The sequence below is a fragment of the Janibacter terrae genome (genome assembly GCF_039636765.1).
Taxonomy (GTDB): domain Bacteria; phylum Actinomycetota; class Actinomycetes; order Actinomycetales; family Dermatophilaceae; genus Janibacter; species Janibacter terrae.
The window spans coordinates 917,435-939,162 of record NZ_CP144167.1; the positions used below are offsets into that span (position 1 = coordinate 917,435).

The following is a 21,728-nucleotide window of genomic DNA, read 5'->3' on the forward strand; positions in this document are numbered from 1 at the left end:
CCACGAAGGACTCGTCCATGGACATCATCGCTCTCGCATACATCGGCCTGGAGTCGACCAACCTCGACGAGTGGTCCCGCTACGCCCCCGAGGTGCTGGGGATGCAGGTGCGGCCCCACGATGGCGACGCGCTCCTCCTGCGGATGGACGAGCGGCACCACCGCATCGCCATCCGGCCGGGTGAGGCCGAGCGTCTCAGCTATGTCGGCTGGGAGCTGCGCGACCGTCCGGCCTTCGAGGACGCCCTGCGCATCCTCGATGCCGAGGGCCTGTCGTACACGGTCGGGGACGAGGAGCTGTGCGCCGAGCGGGGTGTGCACGCCGTGGCCCACCTCGACGGACCGGACCGGATCCGGCACGAGCTCTTCTACGGGCAGGCCTTCGCCTCGCACTCCTTCGTCCCGGGGCGGGCCCACTCGGGTTTCGTCGCGGGCGAAGGGGGCTTCGGCCACGTGGTCCTCACCGTTCCCGAGTGGAGCGACGAGTTGAATCACTTCGTCGAGGACGTCCTCGGCTTCCGCTGGTTCGGGTCGGGTGGTGACGTCGGCAAGCGCCGGTTCTACCGGCCCAAGCGCAACTTCCGCACCCACGCGATCGGGTACTCGATCGTGCCCGGCGTCGCCGGCCTGCAGCACGTCGGCATCGAGGTCGAGAACCTCGACGACGTCGGAGTCGCCTACGACCTCGTGCAGGAGCGCGGGTACCCGCTCATGGCGACCCTCGGTCGGCACACCCAGGACCCCGTGATCTCCTTCTACTCCTTCACCCCCTCCGGGTTCCCGCTGGAGTACATCCAGGGCGGCATCGAGGACAGCGAGGCCCACCCCTTCGTCGAGGGCAAGCCCGAGCGTCTCTCGGTGTGGGGCCACAAGTTCAACCCCGACGCGCCCAAGCCCGCGACCATGTACGCCCTCGAGTCGCAGGATGCTCCTGCCTGAGGTGGACCCATGACAGCTGCAGCGCTCGATGCCCTGGTCATCGCCGTGCGGGCAGATGTGCCGGTGCTCGTCTGGGGCAGCCCGGGTACGGGCAAGACGTCGGCCGTGGTCGACCTCGCCAGGGCTGCGGGCTGGGCCCACGAGGTCGTGGTCGGGGCGATCCGTGAACCCACGGACTTCTCCGGGCTGCCCGTCATCGTGGGCGGGCACGTGCAGTTCGCCCCGCCACGCTGGGCCCGCCGGCTCGTCGATGCCGGTGAGGGGCTCCTCTTCCTCGACGAGCTGACCACCGCACCCCCCGCCGTCCAGGCGGCGATGCTCCGCGTCGTCCTCGAGCGCGAGGTCGGCGACCTGGCGCTTCCGCCGGGCGTGCGGATCGTCGCCGCTGCCAACCCTCCCGAAGAGGCAGCGGACGGGTGGGATCTGTCCGCCCCGATGGCCAACCGCTTCGTCCACCTCGACTGGCCGGTCAGCGCCGAGTCGGTCGCAGCAGGCCTGACCGAAGGCTTCCCCTCGCCCGCGAACTTGCTGTCGCGCGCCCGACCCGACCAGGCGCACCTGCTGCGAGCCCGCGCCGTGGTCGCGGCCTTCCTCCGGGTGCGCCCTGCCCTCGTGCTCCGGCTGCCCGAGAGCGCCGAGGAGGTGGGCCGCTCCTGGCCGAGCCCGCGGACCTGGGAGATGATGGCGCGCCTGCTCGCGGAGTGCGACTCCGCGGCTGCCTCCGACGAGGTCCGATCCCTCCTCGTGCGTGGGACGGTCGGCGAGGGCCCCGGCTCCGAGTTCTTGTCCTGGCTGCGCCACCTCGATCTGCCCGACCCGGCGCAGGTGCTCGCCGACCCCGACTCCTTCGAGATCCCCACGCGGGGCGACCGCACCTACGCGGCACTGGCCGCGGTCGCGAGCTACGCCGCGGCTGCCGACGACGCCGACCTGTGGGCCCGGGCCTGGCAGGTCGTCGCGAGGGCGGCGGAGGTCGCTCCCGACACCGCCGTGCTCGTCGCCCGGCTCCTCGCGGGTAGACGCCCGAAGGGGGCTAGGCTCCCTGCTCGCGTGGACGCGCTCAGCGGGCTGCTGGCCCGCGCCGACCTCGACGCGGAGTGAGTGGCCGTGCAGGAGCGGCTGCGCCTCGAGGGTGAGCTCCTCGAGCGGTGGGCCGCCGGCCGGCTGCTGGCGGTGCAGGAGGCGCCCTACCTCGCGAGCGCGCTGCTCGCCCTTCGTCCCGTGCTCGTCGAGGTGCCGGGCTCGCAGGCCGACCCGGACGGACCGCTGACCGGCTATCCCGTCGACGCCGGATGGCGTGTTCACATCGACCCGGTGCGCCTGGCCGTCACTGCACCGCGTGAGCTCGCCTACTGGCTGCTCCATCAGGTGACCCATCTCATCCGCGACCACCCGGCCAGGGGGGTCAGGGCGGCGGGTGCGCAGGGGGGCCCGCCCACAGGGGCGGCGGCCGCACGCAGCGAGCCGGCACGGCGGTGGGCTGTTGCCGCGGACCTCGAGGTCAACGACGACCTGCCCGACGCCCTTCGCCCTGAGCGTGACCTGCGGGCCGGGCGGCTCGGCCTGCGCGAGGGGTTGCTCGCCGAGGACTACTGGGACCGGCTCGAAGGGGTGGCGCTGACCGGGGTGCGGGACTGCGGCGGTGGTGCGACCGGCGAGCCGATGGGGGGCGCAGGTGCGCAGGCAGCGATCGGGACCCAGGAGTCGCGGCTGCTGCGAGAGGAGACGGCCCGCAGGGTGTCCCGGTGGGCCAGGGCGCACGACGACGTGCCCGGAGGCTGGACCCGATGGGCCCGGGAGAGTCTGGAGCCGGTCGTGGACTGGCGGAGGGAGCTGCGGGTTCAGGTGCGCAAGGGCGTCGGGTCAGCGGCCGGCCGGGTCGACCACACCTATCGACGACGGTCACGCAGGGACGGCGTCGTGCCTGGCGTGATCCTGCCCGGCAGTCACCGGCCCGAGGCTGTCGTGGCCGTCGTCATCGACACCTCGCAGAGCATGTCGCAGGCCCACCTCGACCGGGCGGTGGCTGAGATCGACGGGGTGATCCGCGCGGCAGGGGTCGCCCGCCGCGGGGTGAGCGTGCTCTGCTGCGACTCGGCGGCCTTCGCTGCCGGCCGGGTGATGCTCGCGAAGGAGGTCCGGCTGCTTGGCGGTGGCGGGACCGATATGCGCGAGGGACTGGGCGCAGCCGCACGGTTGCGGCCGCGACCGGATGTGGTCGTGGTGCTCACGGACGGGTGGACGGACTGGCCCGAAAGAGCGCCCAGAGGCTGCCTGGTCGTCGTCGCACTGGTCGATGGCGAGGTGCGACCGCCACACTGGGCACAGGTGGTCGACATCGACCTCTCTGACCTCGCGGAAGGGTGAGTGTCTCGTGTGGGTGACTGGGCCTGACCAGATCATGGGCTTCCTCGGCGGAACTGCCGGGCCGGAGTGGGTGCGTGTCGGTGTCGATGCCGTGTCGGCGCAGCTGTGGGCGATCCTGGGCGTCCCACCGGACCTGGCCAGCCGGCTGCAGCGCGATGGCATCAAGCCCGGTGAGGTCATCGACGAGTGGTGGCGCGCCGGAGTGCCACTCCCGGAGGTGGCCGCATGGTTGGCTGCTGGCCTCACCTGTGACGAGGCGCTCGAGCAACGCGCCGACGGCGTGGACCCCGAGCAGGCGCGGGCCTTCGGTGCGCTGCGCGACCTGCCGGTTATCGACGGCATCTAGCGGGACCGGCCGCGGGGCGTCTTCGACGGGTGGGGTCTGAGCGGAGCCAGGTATACAGAAATAACACATAGTGTTACGGTTGACCGAAACACATCGTCGTTCAGAAAGGTGGTGGAACAGGTCATGTCCAGTGTCGTCATCAAGCCCGGTGCTCGTCTGCGCAGTTCCGTCTCAGAGGTCGAGGTCGTCATCGTGAGGGCCGGCTCCGGCGCCGAGTCGGCGGCGCTCACCTGCGGCGGGCAGCCGTTGCTCGACATCGACTCCGCGCCGGGCAGTGGTGGCTCGGGCGAGGAGGTCCTCCTCGGCAAGCGCTACGTGGACGAGGACTCCGGCATCGAGCTGCTCTGCACCAAGGGTGGCGCTGGCCCGTTGGCGCTGGCCGGCCGCGACCTGACCGTCAAGGGCGCCAAGACCCTGCCCTCCTCGGACTGAGCCATGAACCTCGACCTCCTGCTCGACATGGCGGTGTCCGGCGACCCCGACCGGGTCCTCGTCGGCCGACACGGCGACGGACTGACCGCTGCCGACCTGCAGCGGCGCGCGGCCAACGGCGCCGCAGTTCTGCGGACCACGGGTGCGGCACACGTGGTCTACATCGCGGTGATCGACGCGGCCTTCCCCACGGCGCTCTTTGCCGCGAGCCGGGCGAGGGTCCCGCTCGTCCCGCTCAACTACCGACTCGCTCGCGAGCAGCTGAGCGAACTCATCAGCCAGAATGCCCCGGCCTACGTCATCGCAGACCAGCACCTGCTCGACCAGCTCGCGGTCGACCCCAAGATGTCGACGACTCCGGCGGGATGGCTCGCGCTCACCGACGAAGAGCAGGCGGGCGCCGACGACTCCTTCCCAGGGGATCCCGACGACATCGCCCTGCTCCTCTACACGAGCGGCACCACGGCGGCGCCCAAGGCTGCCGTACTCCGCCACAAGCACCTCACCTCGTACGTCCTGACGACCATCGAGTTCGGCGCCGCCGACCCCGGTGACTGCAGCCTGGTGAGTGTCCCGCCCTACCACATCGCGGGTGTGGCCAACACGATCACCAACATCTACGCAGGTCGCCGGGTGGTCCACCTCAGCCGCTTCACGCCCGAGGGCTGGATCGACACGGTGAGGGACGAGGGTGTGACCCAGGCACTCGTCGTGCCGACGATGCTCGCGCGGGTCGTGGAGAAGCTCGACGACACCGGCGCCACGCACGGTCCGGCCCTGCGCTCGATCGCCTACGGCGGCGCCCCGATGCCCAGGCGCATCATCGAGCGCGCTCTCGACCTCTTCCCTGACACCGACTTCGTCAACGCCTACGGCCTGACCGAGACCTCGTCGACGATCGCCGTCCTGGGTCCAGAGGACCACCGCGAGGCGGTCGCCAGCGGTGACCCGGCGGTGCGGGCCCGACTCGACTCGGTGGGCCGCCCGGTCCCCGGCATCGAGGTGGAGGTCCGCGACGACCACGGCACGGTCCTGCCCGCGGGCCGGGCCGGAAACCTCTTCGTCCGTGGTGACCAGGTCTCGGGCGAGTACCGCGGGCGCACCACCGAGCAGACCGACGGCTGGTTCGCCACCCGCGACCTGGCCTACGTCGACGACGCCGGTTTCCTCTTCGTCAAGGGTCGGGCCGACGACACGATCATCAGGGGTGGTGAGAACATCGCGCCGGCCGAGATCGAGGCCGCGCTCGAGCAGCACCCCGCGGTCTCCGAGGTGGCCGTCGTCGGCCTTCCCGACGAGGAGTGGGGCCAGCGCATCGCCGCGGTCGTCGTCCTGCGCCCGGGCCGCGAGGCGAGCGCCGACGAGCTGCGAGACTTCGCCCGTGGCCGGCTGCGTGGCTCGAAGACCCCGGAGGTCATCGAGTTCGTGTCCGAGCTGCCCCGCACCGACACCGGCAAGCTCCTGCGGCGCTCGCTCGTCACGGACCTCACCCGATCCAGCACCACCACGGAATCAGCAAAGATGGAGGCAACACCATGACGACAAAGGTCACCCTCGACATGGAGAAGTGCTGCGGCTACGGCATCTGTGCCGAGATCTGCCCGTCGGTCTTCAAGCTCGACGACCAGGGATTTGTCTACGTCGACTCCGACGTCGTGCCGGAGGGCGAGGTGGATGCCGCCCAGGAGGCGGCCGACGCCTGCCCCGAGCTCGTGATCGACCTGCACACGTCGTGAGTCCCTCCAGTGCGGTCATCGTCGACGCGGTCCGCTCCCCGATGGGCCGCGGACGCCGAGCGAAGGGCGATCGACCCGGTGGGGCATTGTCCTCGCTGCACGCGGTCGACCTGCTCGCCCAGGTCCTGCGCGGTCTCGTCGAGCGCACCGGGATCGACGCCGGGCTCGTCGACGACGTCCTGATCGGCTGCGTCAGCCAGGCGGGGGAGCAGGCCTTCACCCCTGGCCGGTTGGCGTGGCTCGGTGCAGGTCTCCCGGAGCACGTCCCGTCCGTGACACTCGATCGCCGGTGCGGATCGGGTCAGCAAGCCGTCGAGTTCGCGGTCCACGGGATCATGGCCGGGGCCTACGACATCACCGTCGCTGGTGGTGTCGAGTCGATGAGCCGCGTGCCGATGGGCTCGGCCCGCATGGGTGTTGACGTCTTCGGGCAGGGCATCGCCGAGCGCTACGCCCCGGGCCTGGTCGGCCAAGGAGTCTCGGCCGAGCTGGTCGCGGCCCGGTTCGGGCTCACGCGCGAGCTCATGGACGAGTACGCGGCTCGATCCCACGAGCGCGCGGCCGCCGCCCACGGCGCCATGGCCTCCGAGATCCTGCCCATCACCGTTCCGGGTGAGGGCGCGGTCGGTGCGACCGTCACCGAGGACGAGACCATCAGGCACGGCACGACCGCCGACTCCCTCGCCGGTCTCAAGCCCGCCTTCGAGGACGCGGAGGTCCTCGCCCGCTACCCGGAGATCAGCTGGTCGGTCACCGCCGGCAACTCGTCGCAGATCACCGACGGAGCGGCAGCGCTACTCGTCATGAGCGAGACCAAGGCTGCCGAGCTCGGACTGCGTCCGCGGGCGCGGGTCCTGTCGACGGCCGTCGTCGGCTCCGACCCGATCTCGATGCTCACCGGGCCCATCCCCGCGACCAAGAAGGCGCTGGAGCGGGCGAGTCTGACGATCGACGACATCGACCACTTCGAGGTCAACGAGGCCTTCGCCAGCGTCCCCCTGGCTTGGCAGCGGTACTTCCAGGTCGACGACGCGCGGCTCAACCCCTTCGGTGGGGCCATCGCGCTCGGCCACCCGCTCGGCGCCTCCGGCGCCCGGCTGCTGACGACCATGCTCACGTCCCTCGAGACCTCCGGCGGCCGCTACGGGCTGCAGACGATGTGCGAGAACGGCGGCATGGCAAACGCGCTCGTCGTCGAGCGTCTCTGAGTCGGCGTCCCCCGACCATTCCCCCCTTCGACCCTGGAGGTCCCGGTGCACCGCACCCTGTTCGACAGTGCCCACGAGGACTTCCGCAGCATGGTCCGGCGCTTCTTCGCCGACCGGGCGGTCCCCCGCTACGAAAAATGGATGGAGGAGGGGCATCCCGACCGTGAGTTCTGGCTCGAGGCCGGGGAGCTTGGCCTGCTCGGCGTCCAGATTCCCGAGGAGCACGGGGGCGGTGGCGAGTCGTCCTTCCTCTACAACGTCATCCTCACCGAGGAGGCCCAGCACGCCGGCCTGGCGCTCGGTGGGGTGCGGGTGCACACCGACATCTGCATGCCCTACTTCCTGGAGCTGGCGACGCCCGAGCAGCAGGCACGCTGGCTGCCGAAGCTGGCCACGGGCGAGGCGATCAGCGCCCTCGCGATGAGCGAGCCGGGAGCAGGGTCGGACGTCAAGGCGATGTCGACCCGCGCCGTTCGCGACGGCGACCACTACGTCGTCAACGGCTCCAAGACCTTCATCACCAACGGGTTGATGGCCGATCTGGTCATCCTCGCCGTCAAGACCGACCCGGAGGCCGGGCGCAAGGGCATCTCCCTGCTCGTCGTCGAGACCGACACCCCCGGCTTCGAACGGGGTCGTCGCCTCGACAAGATCGGGTTGAAGTCCCAGGACCTCGCCGAGCTCAGCTTCACCGACATGCGCGTCCCGGTGGCCAACCTCCTGGGTGAGGAGAACGCCGGCTTCGGCCATCTGACCCGCAACCTCGCCCAGGAGCGGTTGTCCATCGCGGTCAACAGCCAGGCGGCCGCGGCGCGGGCGGTGGAGACCACGGTCGAGTACGTCACGCAGCGACATGCCTTCGGCACCACCGTCGGCTCCTTCCAGAACACCAAGTTCGAGCTGGCCGCGTGCGCCACGGATGTCGAGGCCGGGCAGTCCCTCCTCGACCGGGCGCTGCTGGCGCACGAGAAGGGGGAGCTGACGCCCGCCGACGCGGCCAAGGTCAAGCTCTTCTGCACCGAGCTCCAAGGTCGCGTGGTCGACCGCTGCCTGCAGCTCTACGGCGGCTACGGCTACATCCTCGAGTACCCGATCGCCAGGGCCTATGCCGATGCGCGGGTCACCCGGATCTACGCGGGTTCCAGCGAGATCATGAAGACGATCATCGCCAAGGACATCGGTCTCTGAGGGTTCTCGACCTGCACGCCCCTTGATCAGATGAGACACTTTCCATACTATTAGTTCCTTCAAGCAGTCGACGTCGGGAGTCACGTGTACACGCTCATGCAGGGAGTCAAGGTCGTGGAGGTGGCCTCGTGGACCTTTGTGCCCGCGGCAGGCGCCGTCCTCGCGGACTGGGGCGCCGATGTCATCAAGGTCGAGCACCCCGACCGAGGTGACCCCCAGCGTGGCTTGATCAGCTCCGGCATCGTTCCCGGCCTGACCGCCAGCGCCGACCACCTCGTCGAGCTGCCCAACCGTGGCAAGCGGAGCGTGGGCATCGACATCAAGACGCCCGAGGGTCGCGCGGTCCTCGACGACCTCATCCGCGAGGCGGACGTCTTCCTCACCAACTTCCTCCCGGCCACCGTCGCCAAGCTCCGGCTCGACGTCGACGACATCCGCGCCATCAACCCGTCGATCATCTACGCGCGCGGCACCGGCCAGGGAGTGCGCGGTCCGGAGGCCTCGCGTGGCGGCTACGACGGGGCGTCCTACTTCTCCCGCGGCGGGGTCTACGACTCGCTCATGCAGCCGGGCGCCGAGATGCTGCCCGAGCAACCGTCGGCCTTCGGCGACATCATGGGTGGCCTGACGATCGCCGGAGGGGTCGCGGCTGCGCTCTACCAGCGCGCGGCGACGGGCAGGCCCGAGACCGTCGACGTCTCCCTGCTCAACATCGCGATGTGGAATGTCGCGCCCAATGTCGTGGCCTCCAAGCTCCTCGAGGGCGTCGACGTCCCCGTCTACGGGCCCGACGACCGACCGAATCCCATCGCCCGCAACGCGTACCAGACCAAGGACGGTCGCTGGATCGCCCTGGTGATGCTCGAGTCGGACCGCTTCTGGCCCGACTTCTGCACGCACATCGGCCGCCCCGACCTCATCGACGACCCGCGCTTCGTCGACGCGACGGCCCGCAAGACCAACAACCGCGAGTGCATCAGGATCCTGCGCGAGCAGTTCGCGACGGCCGACATGGCGCAGTGGCGCGAGCGGCTGGCAACGATGAAGGGGGTCTGGGCGCCGGTGCAGACCCCGCTCGAGACCCACGACGACGTCCAGGTCGCGGCCAACGGCTACCTGCGCACGGTGACGACCAACACCGGCCACGAGTTCGCGACGGTCGCGAGCCCGGTCCAGTTCGGCGGCGAGCCGACCGACCTGGGTCCGGCTCCCGACCTCGGGCAGCACACCGAGGAGGTCCTGCTCGAGCTCGGCAAGACGTGGGAGGACCTGATCACCCTCAAGGAGGGTGGCCACATCTCCTAGAGCGTGTCTGATCGGACAGCACAGTGGCCCCGACGCTCAGGCGTCCGGGGCCACTTCTGTGCGGTGCCGCAGCGTCAGGGACGCGTCGGGGTGTGGGTGACGATCTCGACGAGCGCGCCGTCCAGATCCTCCGGGTCGATGCGCAGCAGGTCACCGTCGACTGAGTCGAGCCCGCTGATGCGCACGTAGCGGGTGCCGCGGGCATCGAGGTCAGCGGCCTTGGCGTCGAGGTCGATCGTCGAGATCCGGATGTAGTAGGGGCCCGGCCCCCAGTTGTGCAGGAAGAGGCCCTCCTCGGTGTCCCACCGGGTCGGCTCGATGAGGTCGAGGCTCGCGCTGTGGCCCAGGGCGAAGGTCATCCGGGCGCGTCGCAGGCCCTCGTCCTCGAAGGTCTCGATGGTCTCGGGGGACCAGTCGAGGTTGGTGCGCAGCCGCTCCAGGACGTCATCGAGGTCGCGGACCAGGAACCCGCGCGCGACGACCCGGACGAGGTCGCTGGGTGCGGGGTCGCGAGGCTCCGGCGCCGGCGTCTGGAAGACGGCGTCGGGCATCTGCAAGGGCTCCAGGCCCATGATCTCGATGCACAGCCCGCCGTCAACCTCGGGTGTGTAGCGCGGGTCCTCGGGGAGGCAGCCGACCCACAGCCGGTCGAAGGGCATTTCCGGGGTGCGTCGAGCCAGGCGGAAGGGGACCCGACGCTCGTGCAGGCGCTGGGTCACCCCCTTCAAGTCGTCGGTGATGAGCACCGTGGCGTGCGTCTTGATCGGTCGGTTGGTGCCCTGCAGTTCCTCGATGGAGTGCAGGTAGATCGGGAACATCGGGTCGCCCGGGTTGTCCGCATCGAGGTGCCCCTGTGGCTCGACGCGAGTGGGTGCCACGGCGAGCGACTTGTGGGTCCGCAGGAAATGGGCGACGTAAGGGTGGCCGGGGAAGGCCTGGCGCCAGTTGGGGTGTCCGGTGATGCCCACCTTGTCCACCAGCAGCTGGGCCATCCGATCGGCGTCGGCGACCATGAGGTCGCCGGAGAGCAGCATGGTGAACATCAGGCAGTGCCTCCGGTGCTCGACGTGCGTTGGCCGATGGTGTTGCGTTGCGTACCGAGCCTCTCGATGGTTGCCTCGACGACATCGCCGGGCTGGAGGTAGCGGCCGTCCTCGTGACCGACACCCTCAGGGGTCCCGGTGAAGACGACGTCGCCGGCACGAAGGGGGGTGCGTGCGTCGGCCCAGGCGATGAGCATGTCCACGCCGAAGGACATCTCGCTCGTGCGAGCCGACTGGCGCGTCTCGCCATTGACCGAGAGGGTCAGCTCGAGGTCCGGTGTGCCGTCGCCGAGCTCGTCACGAGTGACGATCCATGGTCCGAGCGGCGCGGACCGGTAGGCGCTCTTGGCGGTGAACATGTCCATGCCCGTCACCGACCCGCCGAACTGGTGGTCGCGGAGGGAGGTGTCGTTGCCGACCGTGTATCCGAGGATGCTGCGCTCGGGGTCACCCGGATCGAGCGTGTCACCAACGATCATGACGAGCTCGACCTCGAAGTCGAAACCCTCCGAGATCTCGGGGTAGACGATCTCATCCTCGGGTCCGACGAGGGCATCGAAGTGCTTCCAGAAGCCGGCCGGTTTGTCATGGGACTGCACTCCGAGGCCGGTGACGTGCTTGGCGTAGGTCGCGCCGAGGCAGATGACCTTGGCGGTCTCCTCGACCGGCGCCAGGATCGCCAGCGCGTCGAGTGGTCGCTGCGCCCCCGAGCGGGTGAGGGTGCCAGGCCCGTCGGCGCACACGAGCGGGCCCCAGGACCTGATCGAGCCTTCGACCGGATCGACGATGCGGGCCTCTAGGTCGACGACCGCCCAGAAGGGGTCACCGCCGTCGCTGAATCGTCCGATCTTCATGCGTTCTCCTTCTGTGCGGCGGCCTCGTCGGCCAGCTCGGTGAGATCGAGTTCGGGGTCGGTGAGGTGCTCGAGCGAGACGGCCAGACCGTCGTGCATGATGCGCCGCACCGCGCGGACATCGTCGGTGCGGTTGTAGGCGACGCAACCCCGCAGGATGCCGTTGCGCACGAGCACGGCCGAGAAGTTCCACTCGTCGACGTCGCCGCGCAGATAGACCTTGTCCAGCGGCTCCGGCACGCCGGTGATCTGGATGGTGACCTCGTACTGGTCGGACCAGACCCAGGGCACCTCGAGGAACTCCTCGTTGCCTCCGCACATGTTCTTGGCGGCGACCTTGGCCTGGTGCTGCGCGTTCTGCCAGTGCTCGACCCTGCGCCGCTCACCGATGAGCGGGTGGGGGAGGTTGGCGACGTCGCCGATCGCGAAGATGTCAGGGTCGATGGTCCGGCACTGACCGTCCACGACGATCCCGTTGCTGACCTCGAGCCCGGCCTGCAGCCCGATGTCGTCGTTGGGCACCATGCCGACGCCGATGACGATCACGTCGGCGGGGTAGCGGCTGCCGTCGGCGGCATGCGCGACGAGGCCGTCGGGGCCGTGCTCGAAGTCGGTGATCGCGACGCTGGTGCGGAAGTCGACCCCCTTGTCCCGGTGCATCCTCATGTACAGCTGCCCGAGCATCTGCGGCATCATCCGCTGCAGCGGCAGCTCGAGGCCCTCGAGCACCGTCACGGTGCAACCCATCTGCACCGCGCTGGCCGCGACCTCGGCGCCGATGAACCCGCCGCCGACCACGACGACGCGCGCCCCGGGCTTGAGCCGCTCGCTGATCGCGAGGGAGTCCTCGACGGTGCGCAGGGTGAAGATGCCGGGGACGCCGTCGGTGCCGGGCATCCGACGAGCGTCACCGCCAGTGGCGATGAGCAACTTGTCGTAGACGAGCTCCTGGCCGTCGGCGAGGTGGACCGTCCTGGTGTCGCGATCGATGTGCTCGGCGGCAACCCCCGTGATGAGCTCGATGTCCTTCTTGTCGTACCAGTCCTTGGGGCGCAGGGCAGTCCGCTCCGGGCTCTCCTGGCCGCGCAGCACACCCTTGCTCAGGGGTGGCTTCGAGTAGGGCGGTCGGTTCTCCTCGCAGACCACCACGATGCGCCCCGTGAAACCTTCGGTGCGCAGGGCCAGAGCGGCGGTGCCGCCTCCGACGCCTCCGCCGATCACCACGAATGTCTCGGTCACGGGTCCTCCAAGGGGCGGGCTTTCAATGGTACGGCTAGGTCAGATAGTGTCATATCCGTACGGTGTTGGGAATAGCAGCCAGACTATGCGTCGGTCCGTCGTGACCGGGATGGAGGGCCCATGCGGGTCGCAGTGATCGGGGCCGGGACCATGGGTAGCGGGATTGCCCAGCTGACGGCGATGGCAGGGCACGAGACGGCGCTCGTCGATCTCGACGAGCGCCAGCTCGAGCGGGCACTCTCGGGCATCGCCCAGAGTCTGGAACGCTTCGTGCGCAAGGAGAAGATCGACGCGGATGAGTCGGCGGCCGTCCGGGCGCGGCTGAGGACCACCACCGAGCTCGCCGAAGGGGTCGCCGGCGCCGATGTCGTCATCGAGTCGGTCATCGAGGTCCTCGACGTCAAGCAGGCGGTGTTCAGGCAGGTCGTCGAGCACGCTCCGGTCGACGCGCTGCTCGGGACCAACACGAGCCAGCTGTCGATCACGAGCATCGGTGCGGCCATCCCGAAGGATGCCCACCGGCTCGTCGGCATGCACTTCTTCAACCCACCCGTCATGATGCGACTCGTCGAGCTGGTGGCCGGCCTGGAGTCGAGCGAGGAGGCCATCCAGCGGGCGGTCGACTTCGGCGAGGCGCTCGGCAAGGAGACGGTGGTCTGCCGCAAGGACTCCCCGGGGTTCCTCACCTCGCGCATCTCGGCGCTGGTCCGGTTGGAGTGCCTGCGCATGCTGGAGGAGGGGGTGGCCAGCCCGGGTGACATCGACAAGGCACTGCGGGTCGGCTTCAACTGGCCGATGGGCCCGCTCGAGCTCGGTGATTTCAACGGGCTCGACACCTACCTGCACATTCTCGGCTCCCTCGAGGACACCCTCGGGGACCGCTTCAAGCCGACGGTGACCCTGCGCAACCTCGTCGCCGCCGGCCGGCTGGGCCGCAAGACCGGGCACGGGATCTACGCCTATGACGAGTCCGGCAAGAAGGTCGAGGACTCGGGCAGCTCCGATCACTCGGGGAGCATCCGGTGACCCAGCTCGACGAGCGCTCCGCTCCCTCCGTGCCTGACTCCGCGGCCGGTGGATACCAGTTGTCCGACCGGTACGAGGCCGGGGCCCGACCGGTGCTCCTGACGGGCGTCCAGGCGGTGGCTCGATTCCTCGTCGAGCAGCACGCCCGTGACGCCGCCGCCGGTGCCCGGACGGCCAGCCTCGTCTCCGGCTACCAGGGCAGCCCCCTCGCCGGTCTCGACAAGACGCTGGCCGGCGTCAAGGCGCTGCGTGACAAGCACGGCATGCATCTCGAGCCGGGCCTGAACGAAGAGCTGGGCGCCACCGCGGTCTGGGGCAGCCAGCTCGAGCTGCCCGGTGAGACGCGCAAGGTCGACGGGGTGGTCGGGGTCTGGTACGGCAAAGGGCCAGGGGTCGACCGCAGCGGTGACGTCCTGCGTCACGCCAACATGTACGGCGCCCACCCGCGTGGCGGTGCTGTGGTCCTCGCCGGCGACGACCCGGGGTCGAAGTCGTCGACCGTCCCGTGCGTCTCCGAGCGGTCACTGGCTGCCATGGGTATCCCCGTCCTGTACCCGCGCAATGCCGCAGAGGTCATCTCGATGGGCCTGCACGCCGTGGCGCTCTCGCGCGTGTCGGGGTGCTGGGTCGCTCTCAAGATCGTGTCCGACGTCGCCGACGGACTCTTCACCGTCGACGCCGACTTCGCTGCCCAGCGGATCGTCCTCCCCGAGATCGAGTGGGAGGGCAAGCCCTGGCGCTACGAGCAGCTCGCCATGCTCTCGCCGACCGACAGCCTCAAGGCCGAGGCGGCGCTCGTGGGCCCGCGTACCGCGATGGTTGAGGCGTATGCGGCCGCCAACGAGCTCGACGTCGTCGAGGTCGAGGCACCCGGTGCCACGCTCGGCATCGCGGCCACCGGCGCGCAGTTCGACACCGTCCGGCAGGCACTGCTCGACCTCGGTCTGGACGACGCCGCGCTGAGCGACGCCGGCATCCGGCTCTACCGGATCGGCATGCCGTACCCGCTCGGCCGGTCGCGGCTCACCGCCTTCGCCGAGGGTCTCGACGAGATCCTCGTGGTCGAGGAGAAGACTCCCTTCGTCGAGTCGCAGGTCCGCGACTTCCTCTACGGCAGCGCGCAGCAGCCTCGGGTCCTCGGCAAGACCGATGGGGCCGGGGCTCCCCTGGTCCCGGCGACCGGCAGCCTGACGGCCGACCGGCTCGTCCCGGCGTTGCGACAGTGGCTCGACGGGCGCGTCGGCCTGCGTGAGCCGGCCGCGCCTGCCCGTCGCTCCCGGATCGACCTGTCGATCACCCCCGTGAGCGCCCAGCGGATCCCCTACTTCTGCAGCGGCTGTCCGCACAACCGGTCGACGGTGCTGCCCGAGGGGTCCATCGGCGGCGGTGGCATCGGCTGCCACACGATGGTGACGATGGCACCCCGCGAGAGTGCGCAGGTCACCGGCATCACCCAGATGGGCGGCGAGGGCGTGCAGTGGCTCGGCCAGGCGCCCTTCTCCGACATCGACCACATCTTCCAGAACGTCGGCGACGGGACGTATTTCCACTCCGGTCAGCTGGCGCTGCAGGCCTGCGTCGCCGCCGGGGTCAACATCACCTACAAGATCCTCTACAACCAGGTCGTCGCGATGACCGGGGCACAGGACGCGCCGGGTGGCCTCGGCGTCCCCGAGCTGACCAGGAAGCTCGCCGCCGAAGGCGTGGGGCGCATCATCGTGTGTGCGGACGAGCCCGAGAAGTACGGTCGCAACGCCGGTTTCGCGCCCGGGGTCACGGTCTGGCACCGCGACCGCATCGACGACGCGCAGCGCGAGTTGCGCGAGGTGCAGGGCGTCAGCGTCCTCATCTACGACCAGCAGTGCGCGGCCGAGGCCCGCCGCCTGCGCAAGCGCGGCAAGGTCGAGACGCGCCCCATGCGGGTCGTCATCAACGAAGCCGTGTGCGAGGGCTGCGGCGACTGCGGCGTCAAGAGCAACTGCCTCTCGGTGCAGCCGGTCGACACCGAGCTGGGGCGCAAGACCCGCATCGACCAGACCAGCTGCAACACCGACTACAGCTGCCTCGACGGTGACTGCCCGTCGTTCATGACGGTCATGACTGACCCGGGGACGAGGCTGCCCACGCCCGTGCCGGCCACACCGCCGAACATCGCGAGCCCGCAGCGGCCGACGATCGACGGGACCTTCGACGTCTTCCTCGCCGGGATCGGCGGCACCGGCATCGTCACGGTCAACGCCCTCCTCGCGACGGCAGCCCTCGTCGACGGGCTGCACTGCTCGGGTCTCGACCAGACCGGTCTGTCACAGAAGGCCGGCCCGGTGACGAGTCATCTGCGGCTCGCGCCTGCCGGTGCTGCGCCGGCGAACAACCGGCTCAGCGAGGGCCGGGCCGACGCGATGCTCGCCTTCGACCTCATGGTCGCCGGTGAGGCGAAGAACACCGCCCTGCTGGGCCGGGACCGCTCCACCGTGATCGCCTCGACGAGCCCGACCCCCACGGGCGAGATGGTCTACGACCCGTCGGTCACCTACCCCGACGAGCAGGGCCTCCTCGCCCCCCTTCGCTCTGCGGCGCGCTCCGTGCACACCGTCGACATGCTGGGGGCGACGACGGCGCTGCTCGGCTCGGTCGAGGCGGCCAACCTGCTCCTCGTCGGCGCCGCTGTCCAGGCGGGCGCACTGCCGCTCTCGGTGGCGGCGCTCGAGGAGGCCATCGCGCTCAACGGCGTAGCGGTCGAGGCCAACCTCGCCGCCTTCAGGTGGGGACGGGTCAGTGTCGCCGACCCGGTGGCCTTCGGCGCCGCGACCCGGGCCCAGGTGGTCGAGGCGCCGGTGCCGGACGGCTCGCGCTTCCTCGCCGGGCTGTCCATGGCCGGGGAGACGCGGCGGCTGGCCAGCGTCCGTGCGGCCGGCATGGATGCCCACTCCGGGGCCGGTGCCGCCCTCGGCTACGCCCGATTGGTCGAGCGTGCCTGGGTGGCCGAGCAGTCACTGGCCCCGGGCAGCGACGACGCGGCCCACGGCTTCAGCGAGTCGGTGGCTCGCGGCGCGCACCGGCTCGGCGCCTACAAGGACGAGTACGAGGTCGCTCGCCTGCTGACCGACCCCGACCTCGAGGCGCAGACGCTGGGACAGGTCCCGGGCGCGGCCCGGCCGACCTATCGGCTGCACCCACCGATGCTGCGATCCGCCGGGATGAGCAAGAAGATCTCGATCCCGCTGGCAGGCCGGCCGGCGCTGGTCGCGCTCGCCAGGGCCAAACGACTGCGTGGCACCGCGCTCGACCCCTTCGGTCGGGCCCACGTGCGCCGCCTCGAGCGGGCCCTGCTCGCCGACTACGTCGCGACCGTGGCACGCCTGGCAGACGGGCTCGATGCCTCGGGCTACGACACCGCGGTCGCCGTCGCCGAGACGGCCGAGATCGTGCGTGGCTACGAGGGCGTCAAGCTCGGCAACGTGGCGCAATACGTGCAGGCTCGCGCCGAGCTCGGACACCCGGTCTCGGCCGAGGTCGCAGGCCTGCTCTGACGGTCAACCGGCCGACCGACTGATCGGGCCCACCCAGCGTGCAGGACGTGCACGCCGGGTGGGCCCGATCAGTCGGTCGGGCGGCAGGGCCGGCCCGTGTCTCAGCGACCCTGGTAGACGCCCTCGCGCCGCTCGCCGAAGGCAGCAACCGCCTCGGTGTAGTCCTCCAGCGCCGTGACGACGCCGAAGTGCGAGGAGACCATGTCGTAGTGCGTGCGCAGGTCGACGCTCTCGGCCGAGCGGACGAGACGCTTGATCATCGCGACCTGGACCGGGGGAGCGGCGGCGATGCGCCTGGCGAGGTCGTAGGTCCGCTCGAGGACGACCTCGTCGTCATGGACCTGGTTGACCAGCCCGAGCCGTAAGGCCTCGTCTGCCCCGACCGCGTCGCCGGTGAGCAACAGCTCCATCGCCTTGGCAGTGCCGACGAGTCGGGGGAGCAGCCACGCACCGCCGTCACCGGGTACGAGGCCGACCTTGATGTAGCCCTCGATGAGCTTGATCGAGCGGCCGGCGACGCGCATGTCGCACAGCAGCCCCATGTCCATGCCGGCACCGACCGCAGCGCCGCGCATGCAGGCGATGACCGGCTTGTCGAGGTCGGCGAGTGCTGTGGCCACTCGGTGGACGCGCCCGGTCAACATCTCCTTGCGGCCCAACGGGGTGGCCTCGACCTCGGCCAGCGCAGAGAGGTCGACCCCAGAGCAGAAGGAGTCACCCGCGCCGGTGACGACGACGGCCCGGACGCGGTCGTCGGCGCCGGACTCGCGCAGCGCGTCGGTCCACTCGTCGACCATCGTCAAGGTGAAGGCGTTCTTGCGCTCGGGGCGGTTGAGCGTGATCGTCGCGATGTGCTCGCTGACGTCGTACACGAGGTCGTCGCTCATGGTGTGTCTACTCCTGTCAGCAGTGGCCAGAGGCCAGCGCCGGTCGCGGTGACGGCTCGGTCGGCGATGAGCCCGGCCCAGCGGGACTGGCTGCCCCACTCCGAGCGCCAGGACCACAGTCGGGTCGTCGCATGCCGAAGGGGGTGCTCCTGGGTGACCCCCATCGCCCCGTGGACCTGGTGGGCGATGGTGGCAGCGGTCGTGCTGGCCTCGGCCGTGCGCACTGCCGCGAGCGCGACGGCGAGCTCGCTCGCCGGTGTGCCGAACCCCTCTGTCGCGACCAGTCGCACGGCAGCCTCGACGACTGCGGACGCAGCAGCGGTCTCGGCGACGAGGGTGGCGAGCTGCTGCTGCACCGCCTGGAAGGCGCCGATCGGTCGACCGAACTGCACTCGCTCGCCCGCGTATCGCAGGCTCAGCTCCTGGGCGCGGTGCAGGGCGCCTGCAGCCAGTGCGGCACGAGAGAGCGCGCCGCGCAGCTCGAGCTCGGTGCGTGCGGTGTCGGGCACGGTGGAGAGGTGCGTCAGCCGGAGGTCGATCGTGATCTGGTCGCGCCGCTCACCCGCCAGGTTGTGCCCGGGAACGACGCTCACGCCCTCGACCTGCGTGCCGACGCCGAGCTGGGGAAGCTGGACGACCCCGAGACCGTCGGGCGTCTGGGCCAGCGCCACGACGGTGGTCGCGACGCCGTCGTCGGGGAGCACGGGGACGCGGTCCACGGTGCCGGTGACATGCCAGGCCTCGCCCTCGCGCTCGGCCCGCACGTCACTCGGCCCGGTGCTCACCGGGCCGTCCGGCTGGTCGAGGCCGGCGAGCTCGAGGAGCCATCCACCGAGCAGCGAGGTCTCGGCCAGCGGGCCCGGGGCGGTGTGCTCCCCGATGGCGCGCAGGACGTCGGTGGCAGCCACCAGGTCGGCACCCGAACCACCGCGCTCCTCGTCGAGGCCGAGCCTGGTGACGCCGACCGCGTCGAGCGCAGCCCACACGCGGGCGGCCGTCGACGCATCGTCGACGGACTCGGCCGGAGAGGCGTCGGCGAGCACCTCGTGCACCATCGCCGTCAGGTCGCGCAGGTCGGCTGCGGTCAGTGCCTCGGTGCTCATCGGACTCCCATCCCTCGGGCCACGACCCCGCGCAGGATCTCGTTGGTCCCACCACGGATCGTGAAGCCGGGTGTGTGCAGCACGGCCTGAGCGAGCAGGCGGCGGGTGGGGTCGTCGGAGTCGAGGTCGGGCTCGACGTCGAGGAGCGAGTCGGCCAGGGCCACGACCTCGCCCTCGAAACGTGTCCCCAGGTCCTTGACCAGGGCGGCCGGGACATCTTGGGCGACACCCGACGAGAGCGAGGCGGCGACATCGAGCGACATGGCGCGCAGCGTCGCGAGACGGGCGAGCAGGAGCCCGAGCTCACGCCGTCCGGCGCGGTCGGCGCGCTGGGCCAGTGCGTCGACGAGGACGGCGATGAGGGGATACGTGGAGAGGAAACGCTCCGGGCCGCTGCGTTCGAAGGCGAGCTCCGACGTCACCTGGTGCCACCCCTGGCCGACCTCGCCGAGCACCATCGAGTCGGGCACGAAGACCTCGTCCAGGACGACCTCGTTGAAGTGGTGCTCACCGGTGAGCAGGTGGATCGGGCGGATCGTCACGCCGGTGGAGTCGAGCGGGACGATGAGCTGGGAGAGTCCGGCATGCCGGTGGGAGGTGTCGAGGGGAGCCGTGCGAACCAGGGCGAAGAAGGCGTGCGCGTGGTGCGCACCGCTGGTCCAGACCTTCGTGCCCGTGACCAGCCAGCCCCCGTCGGTGCGGACCCCCTTCGTCCGGACGGAGGCGAGGTCGGAGCCGGAGTCGGGCTCGCTCATCCCGATGCCGAAGTAGACCTCCCCGCGCGCGATGCCCGGGAGGTACATCCGGCGCTGCTCCTCGGTGCCGAAGCGCAGCAGCGAGGGACCGATCTGGCGGTCCGCGATCCAGTGCGCCGCGACCGGCGCCGCGGCGGCGAGCAGCTCCTCGGTGACGGCGAAGCGCTCGAGGGCGCTCCTGCCGTGGCCGCCGTACTCGGCCGGCAGGGTCATGCCGAGCCAGCCGCGCTCGCCGAGCCGACGGCTGAAGTCCTCGTCCCAGCCGGCGAGCCAGGCGTCGGCGATGGGCGCGAAGCGTCCCGCAGCGCGCTCCTCGTCGACGAAGGCGCGGACCTCGAGGCGAAGGGGGTCGGTGGCCGCGAGCGCTTCGCTCACGGCCGGTTCGCGCAGCGCGGTCATCGTCCCTCCCACACAGGGAGGCGCTTCTCGGCGAAGGCCCGAGCGCCCTCCTGGGCGTCGCGCGAGGCGCGGACAGGGCCGGTGATCGTCTCCTGGTGCGCGAGGGCGGCAGCGTTGTCGAGGGTGCGGGTCTCGGTGACGATCTGCTTGGTCGCGGCGACAGCGAGCGGGGCGTTGGCCGCGATCGCCCGAGCCAGCTCGAGTGCCGTGTCCCGGACCTGCTCGGCCGGGACGAGAGCGTTGACCATCCCGAGCTCGTGGGCACGCGCTGCGGGGAGCGGCTCGCCGGTGAGCAGCATCTGCAGGGCGAGGTGGTGAGGGAGCCGCTGGGCGAGCCGGACCGCTCCGCCACCAGCGGCGACCAGGCCGCGCTTGACCTCGGGCACGCCGAAGGTGGTCCCCTCGGCGGCGACGATCAGGTCGCAGGCGAGAGCGATCTCGAAGCCTCCGCCGAGGACGTGACCCATGACGCCGGCGACCACAGGTTTGGTCGGCGGGCGGCCGACGATGCCGAGGCCGCCGCGCGAGGCGGAGATCGGGCGCTCGCCCGTCTCGGCGAAGGCCTTGAGGTCCATGCCGGCGCAGAAGGTGCTGCCGGAGCCTGTCAGCACGGCAGCGCGCAGCTCGGGGTCGCCGTCGAGCTCGTCGAGCGCCGCAGCGAGGGCATCGGCGGTCGGGAGGTCGATCGCGTTGCGCCGGCGCGGCCGGTTGAGGGTGATGACGAGGACGGGGCCCTCGCGCTCTGTCAGCAGGTACTCATCCACCGAACTTACTATACAGAAAGAGTTACTTCTGTTCAATCGGTCGCGAATAGCCCGGTGACGGTTATGACCCGCTCGGGGCAGCGGCTGCGCCCCGACGGGCGGCCTCGACGTGCTCGGGCGCGAGATCGTGGCTGGTCGTGGCGACGTACCCGTCGTCGTCCAGCTCGAAGACGCCGGGGGTCAGCGCCGCGCACCGGGCATGCCCTTGGCAGATCGCGGTCGAGCTCCACCCGCATGAGATCCTCCAGTCCGCTCTGAGGTTCTTGTAACACCGCGACTAAGTGTGTCCGCTGTATCAGATGCGATCGCGTCGAACAAGACATGACCGCAAAGGAGTGGCGATGACTGAAGACACCTGTCCCGGGGGGTCCGTCAACCTCATGGAGCTGCCCATGCAGGCACCTGAGGGACGCGCCGAGGGGTGGCGCACGATCGTTGAGGCCGGGCCCCTCGCCGATGTCCACGGCTCGTACGTGGCGACGACCGATGCTTCGGTCGAGCACGTCCTGAAGAACCATGAGGTCTTCTCGTCGGTGCACGCGTACGACGTGATCCAGAGCTCGGTCCCGTGGCCGCCGCTGATGTAGCAGCTGCGACACCGCAGCATCC

The 21,728-nt window shown here is 70.5% G+C and carries 21 protein-coding genes; 13 read left to right on the plus strand and 8 right to left on the minus strand.

Translation table 11 applies throughout. The features are described from left to right. Positions 1 to 17: 17 nt before the first annotated feature. The 10 genes from V3C34_RS04620 to V3C34_RS04665 all read left to right on the plus strand — a co-directional run bounded on the left by V3C34_RS04620 (position 18) and on the right by V3C34_RS04665 (position 9,520). On the plus strand, positions 18 to 938 hold the full coding sequence (locus tag V3C34_RS04620) for a VOC family protein (protein WP_068424628.1): 921 nt from the start codon (positions 18 to 20) through the stop codon (positions 936 to 938). Positions 939 to 947: 9 nt separating this feature from the next. Next, entirely contained in the window at positions 948 to 2,039 is a 1,092-nt protein-coding gene (locus tag V3C34_RS04625) for a sigma 54-interacting transcriptional regulator (RefSeq protein WP_068424630.1), read from the plus strand. Further along, complete coding sequence (locus V3C34_RS04630; protein WP_068424633.1) at positions 2,040 to 3,305, plus strand: vWA domain-containing protein; 1,266 nt, start codon at positions 2,040 to 2,042, stop codon at positions 3,303 to 3,305. A 13-nt stretch (positions 3,306 to 3,318) separates the two neighbouring features. Beyond that, positions 3,319 to 3,651, plus strand: a complete 333-nt coding sequence (locus V3C34_RS04635; protein ID WP_170307585.1) for a hypothetical protein — start codon at positions 3,319 to 3,321, stop codon at positions 3,649 to 3,651. 123 nt (positions 3,652 to 3,774) lie between these two features. Then, positions 3,775 to 4,083 (plus strand): hypothetical protein, encoded by a 309-nt coding sequence (locus tag V3C34_RS04640; protein WP_068424639.1) that lies wholly within the window; start codon positions 3,775 to 3,777, stop codon positions 4,081 to 4,083. 3 nt (positions 4,084 to 4,086) lie between these two features. Continuing rightward, on the plus strand, positions 4,087 to 5,622 hold the full coding sequence (locus tag V3C34_RS04645) for a class I adenylate-forming enzyme family protein (RefSeq protein ID WP_068424641.1): 1,536 nt from the start codon (positions 4,087 to 4,089) through the stop codon (positions 5,620 to 5,622). Continuing rightward, positions 5,619 to 5,819, plus strand: coding sequence for a ferredoxin (locus V3C34_RS04650; RefSeq protein WP_068424643.1), 201 nt, complete (start codon positions 5,619 to 5,621; stop codon positions 5,817 to 5,819). Before V3C34_RS04645 ends, V3C34_RS04650 begins: the two co-directional genes overlap by 4 nt. Then, positions 5,816 to 7,027 (plus strand): thiolase family protein, encoded by a 1,212-nt coding sequence (locus V3C34_RS04655; RefSeq protein WP_211596819.1) that lies wholly within the window; start codon positions 5,816 to 5,818, stop codon positions 7,025 to 7,027. The genes V3C34_RS04650 and V3C34_RS04655 overlap by 4 nt, the downstream gene beginning before the upstream one ends. Positions 7,028 to 7,072: 45 nt before the next feature. Further along, the gene (locus V3C34_RS04660) at positions 7,073 to 8,215 is read left to right on the plus strand and encodes an acyl-CoA dehydrogenase family protein (protein ID WP_068424645.1); all 1,143 of its coding nucleotides are present in this window, start codon (positions 7,073 to 7,075) and stop codon (positions 8,213 to 8,215) included. An 84-nt stretch (positions 8,216 to 8,299) separates the two neighbouring features. Beyond that, entirely contained in the window at positions 8,300 to 9,520 is a 1,221-nt protein-coding gene (locus V3C34_RS04665) for a CaiB/BaiF CoA transferase family protein (RefSeq protein ID WP_170307586.1), read from the plus strand. A gap of 74 nt (positions 9,521 to 9,594) precedes the next feature. Here the strand turns inward: V3C34_RS04665 and V3C34_RS04670 are convergent, their stop codons facing one another. Genes V3C34_RS04670 through V3C34_RS04680 form a run of 3 tightly spaced genes read right to left on the minus strand, consistent with a single transcriptional unit; the run spans position 9,595 to position 12,655 of the window. Continuing rightward, entirely contained in the window at positions 9,595 to 10,563 is a 969-nt protein-coding gene (locus V3C34_RS04670) for a VOC family protein (RefSeq protein ID WP_068424648.1), read from the minus strand. Beyond that, entirely contained in the window at positions 10,563 to 11,417 is an 855-nt protein-coding gene (locus tag V3C34_RS04675; protein WP_068424650.1) for a fumarylacetoacetate hydrolase family protein, read from the minus strand. The genes V3C34_RS04670 and V3C34_RS04675 overlap by 1 nt, the downstream gene beginning before the upstream one ends. Then, the gene (locus tag V3C34_RS04680; RefSeq protein WP_068424654.1) at positions 11,414 to 12,655 is read right to left on the minus strand and encodes an NAD(P)/FAD-dependent oxidoreductase; all 1,242 of its coding nucleotides are present in this window, start codon (positions 12,653 to 12,655) and stop codon (positions 11,414 to 11,416) included. Before V3C34_RS04680 ends, V3C34_RS04675 begins: the two co-directional genes overlap by 4 nt. A gap of 120 nt (positions 12,656 to 12,775) precedes the next feature. Between V3C34_RS04680 and V3C34_RS04685 the strand changes: the two genes are divergently transcribed. Beyond that, a complete protein-coding gene (locus tag V3C34_RS04685; RefSeq protein WP_068424655.1) occupies positions 12,776 to 13,681 on the plus strand; it encodes a 3-hydroxyacyl-CoA dehydrogenase family protein in 906 nt (301 codons plus the stop codon). After that, the gene (locus V3C34_RS04690) at positions 13,678 to 17,211 is read left to right on the plus strand and encodes an indolepyruvate ferredoxin oxidoreductase family protein (protein ID WP_346008215.1); all 3,534 of its coding nucleotides are present in this window, start codon (positions 13,678 to 13,680) and stop codon (positions 17,209 to 17,211) included. The genes V3C34_RS04685 and V3C34_RS04690 overlap by 4 nt, the downstream gene beginning before the upstream one ends. 101 nt (positions 17,212 to 17,312) lie before the next feature. On the opposite strand, the gene V3C34_RS04695 is transcribed toward V3C34_RS04690, so the two are convergent. From V3C34_RS04695 to V3C34_RS17710, 5 genes are all read right to left on the minus strand, one after another. After that, positions 17,313 to 18,098 carry an enoyl-CoA hydratase/isomerase family protein gene (locus V3C34_RS04695; protein ID WP_068424659.1) on the minus strand — a complete coding sequence of 262 codons (786 nt, stop codon included), beginning with the start codon at positions 18,096 to 18,098 and terminating at the stop codon, positions 17,313 to 17,315. Next, positions 18,095 to 19,201 (minus strand): acyl-CoA dehydrogenase family protein, encoded by a 1,107-nt coding sequence (locus V3C34_RS04700; protein ID WP_068424664.1) that lies wholly within the window; start codon positions 19,199 to 19,201, stop codon positions 18,095 to 18,097. The genes V3C34_RS04695 and V3C34_RS04700 overlap by 4 nt, the downstream gene beginning before the upstream one ends. Then, the gene (locus V3C34_RS04705) at positions 19,198 to 20,355 is read right to left on the minus strand and encodes an acyl-CoA dehydrogenase family protein (RefSeq protein ID WP_068424665.1); all 1,158 of its coding nucleotides are present in this window, start codon (positions 20,353 to 20,355) and stop codon (positions 19,198 to 19,200) included. Before V3C34_RS04705 ends, V3C34_RS04700 begins: the two co-directional genes overlap by 4 nt. Continuing rightward, positions 20,352 to 21,119 (minus strand): crotonase/enoyl-CoA hydratase family protein, encoded by a 768-nt coding sequence (locus tag V3C34_RS04710; RefSeq protein WP_068424666.1) that lies wholly within the window; start codon positions 21,117 to 21,119, stop codon positions 20,352 to 20,354. The genes V3C34_RS04705 and V3C34_RS04710 overlap by 4 nt, the downstream gene beginning before the upstream one ends. 61 nt (positions 21,120 to 21,180) lie before the next feature. Next, the gene (locus tag V3C34_RS17710; RefSeq protein ID WP_082817214.1) at positions 21,181 to 21,360 is read right to left on the minus strand and encodes a ferredoxin; all 180 of its coding nucleotides are present in this window, start codon (positions 21,358 to 21,360) and stop codon (positions 21,181 to 21,183) included. Between the two features lie 100 nt (positions 21,361 to 21,460). On the opposite strand from V3C34_RS17710, the gene V3C34_RS04715 reads away from it, so the two are divergent. Next, the gene (locus tag V3C34_RS04715; protein ID WP_068424669.1) at positions 21,461 to 21,706 is read left to right on the plus strand and encodes a hypothetical protein; all 246 of its coding nucleotides are present in this window, start codon (positions 21,461 to 21,463) and stop codon (positions 21,704 to 21,706) included. Positions 21,707 to 21,728 lie beyond the last annotated feature (22 nt).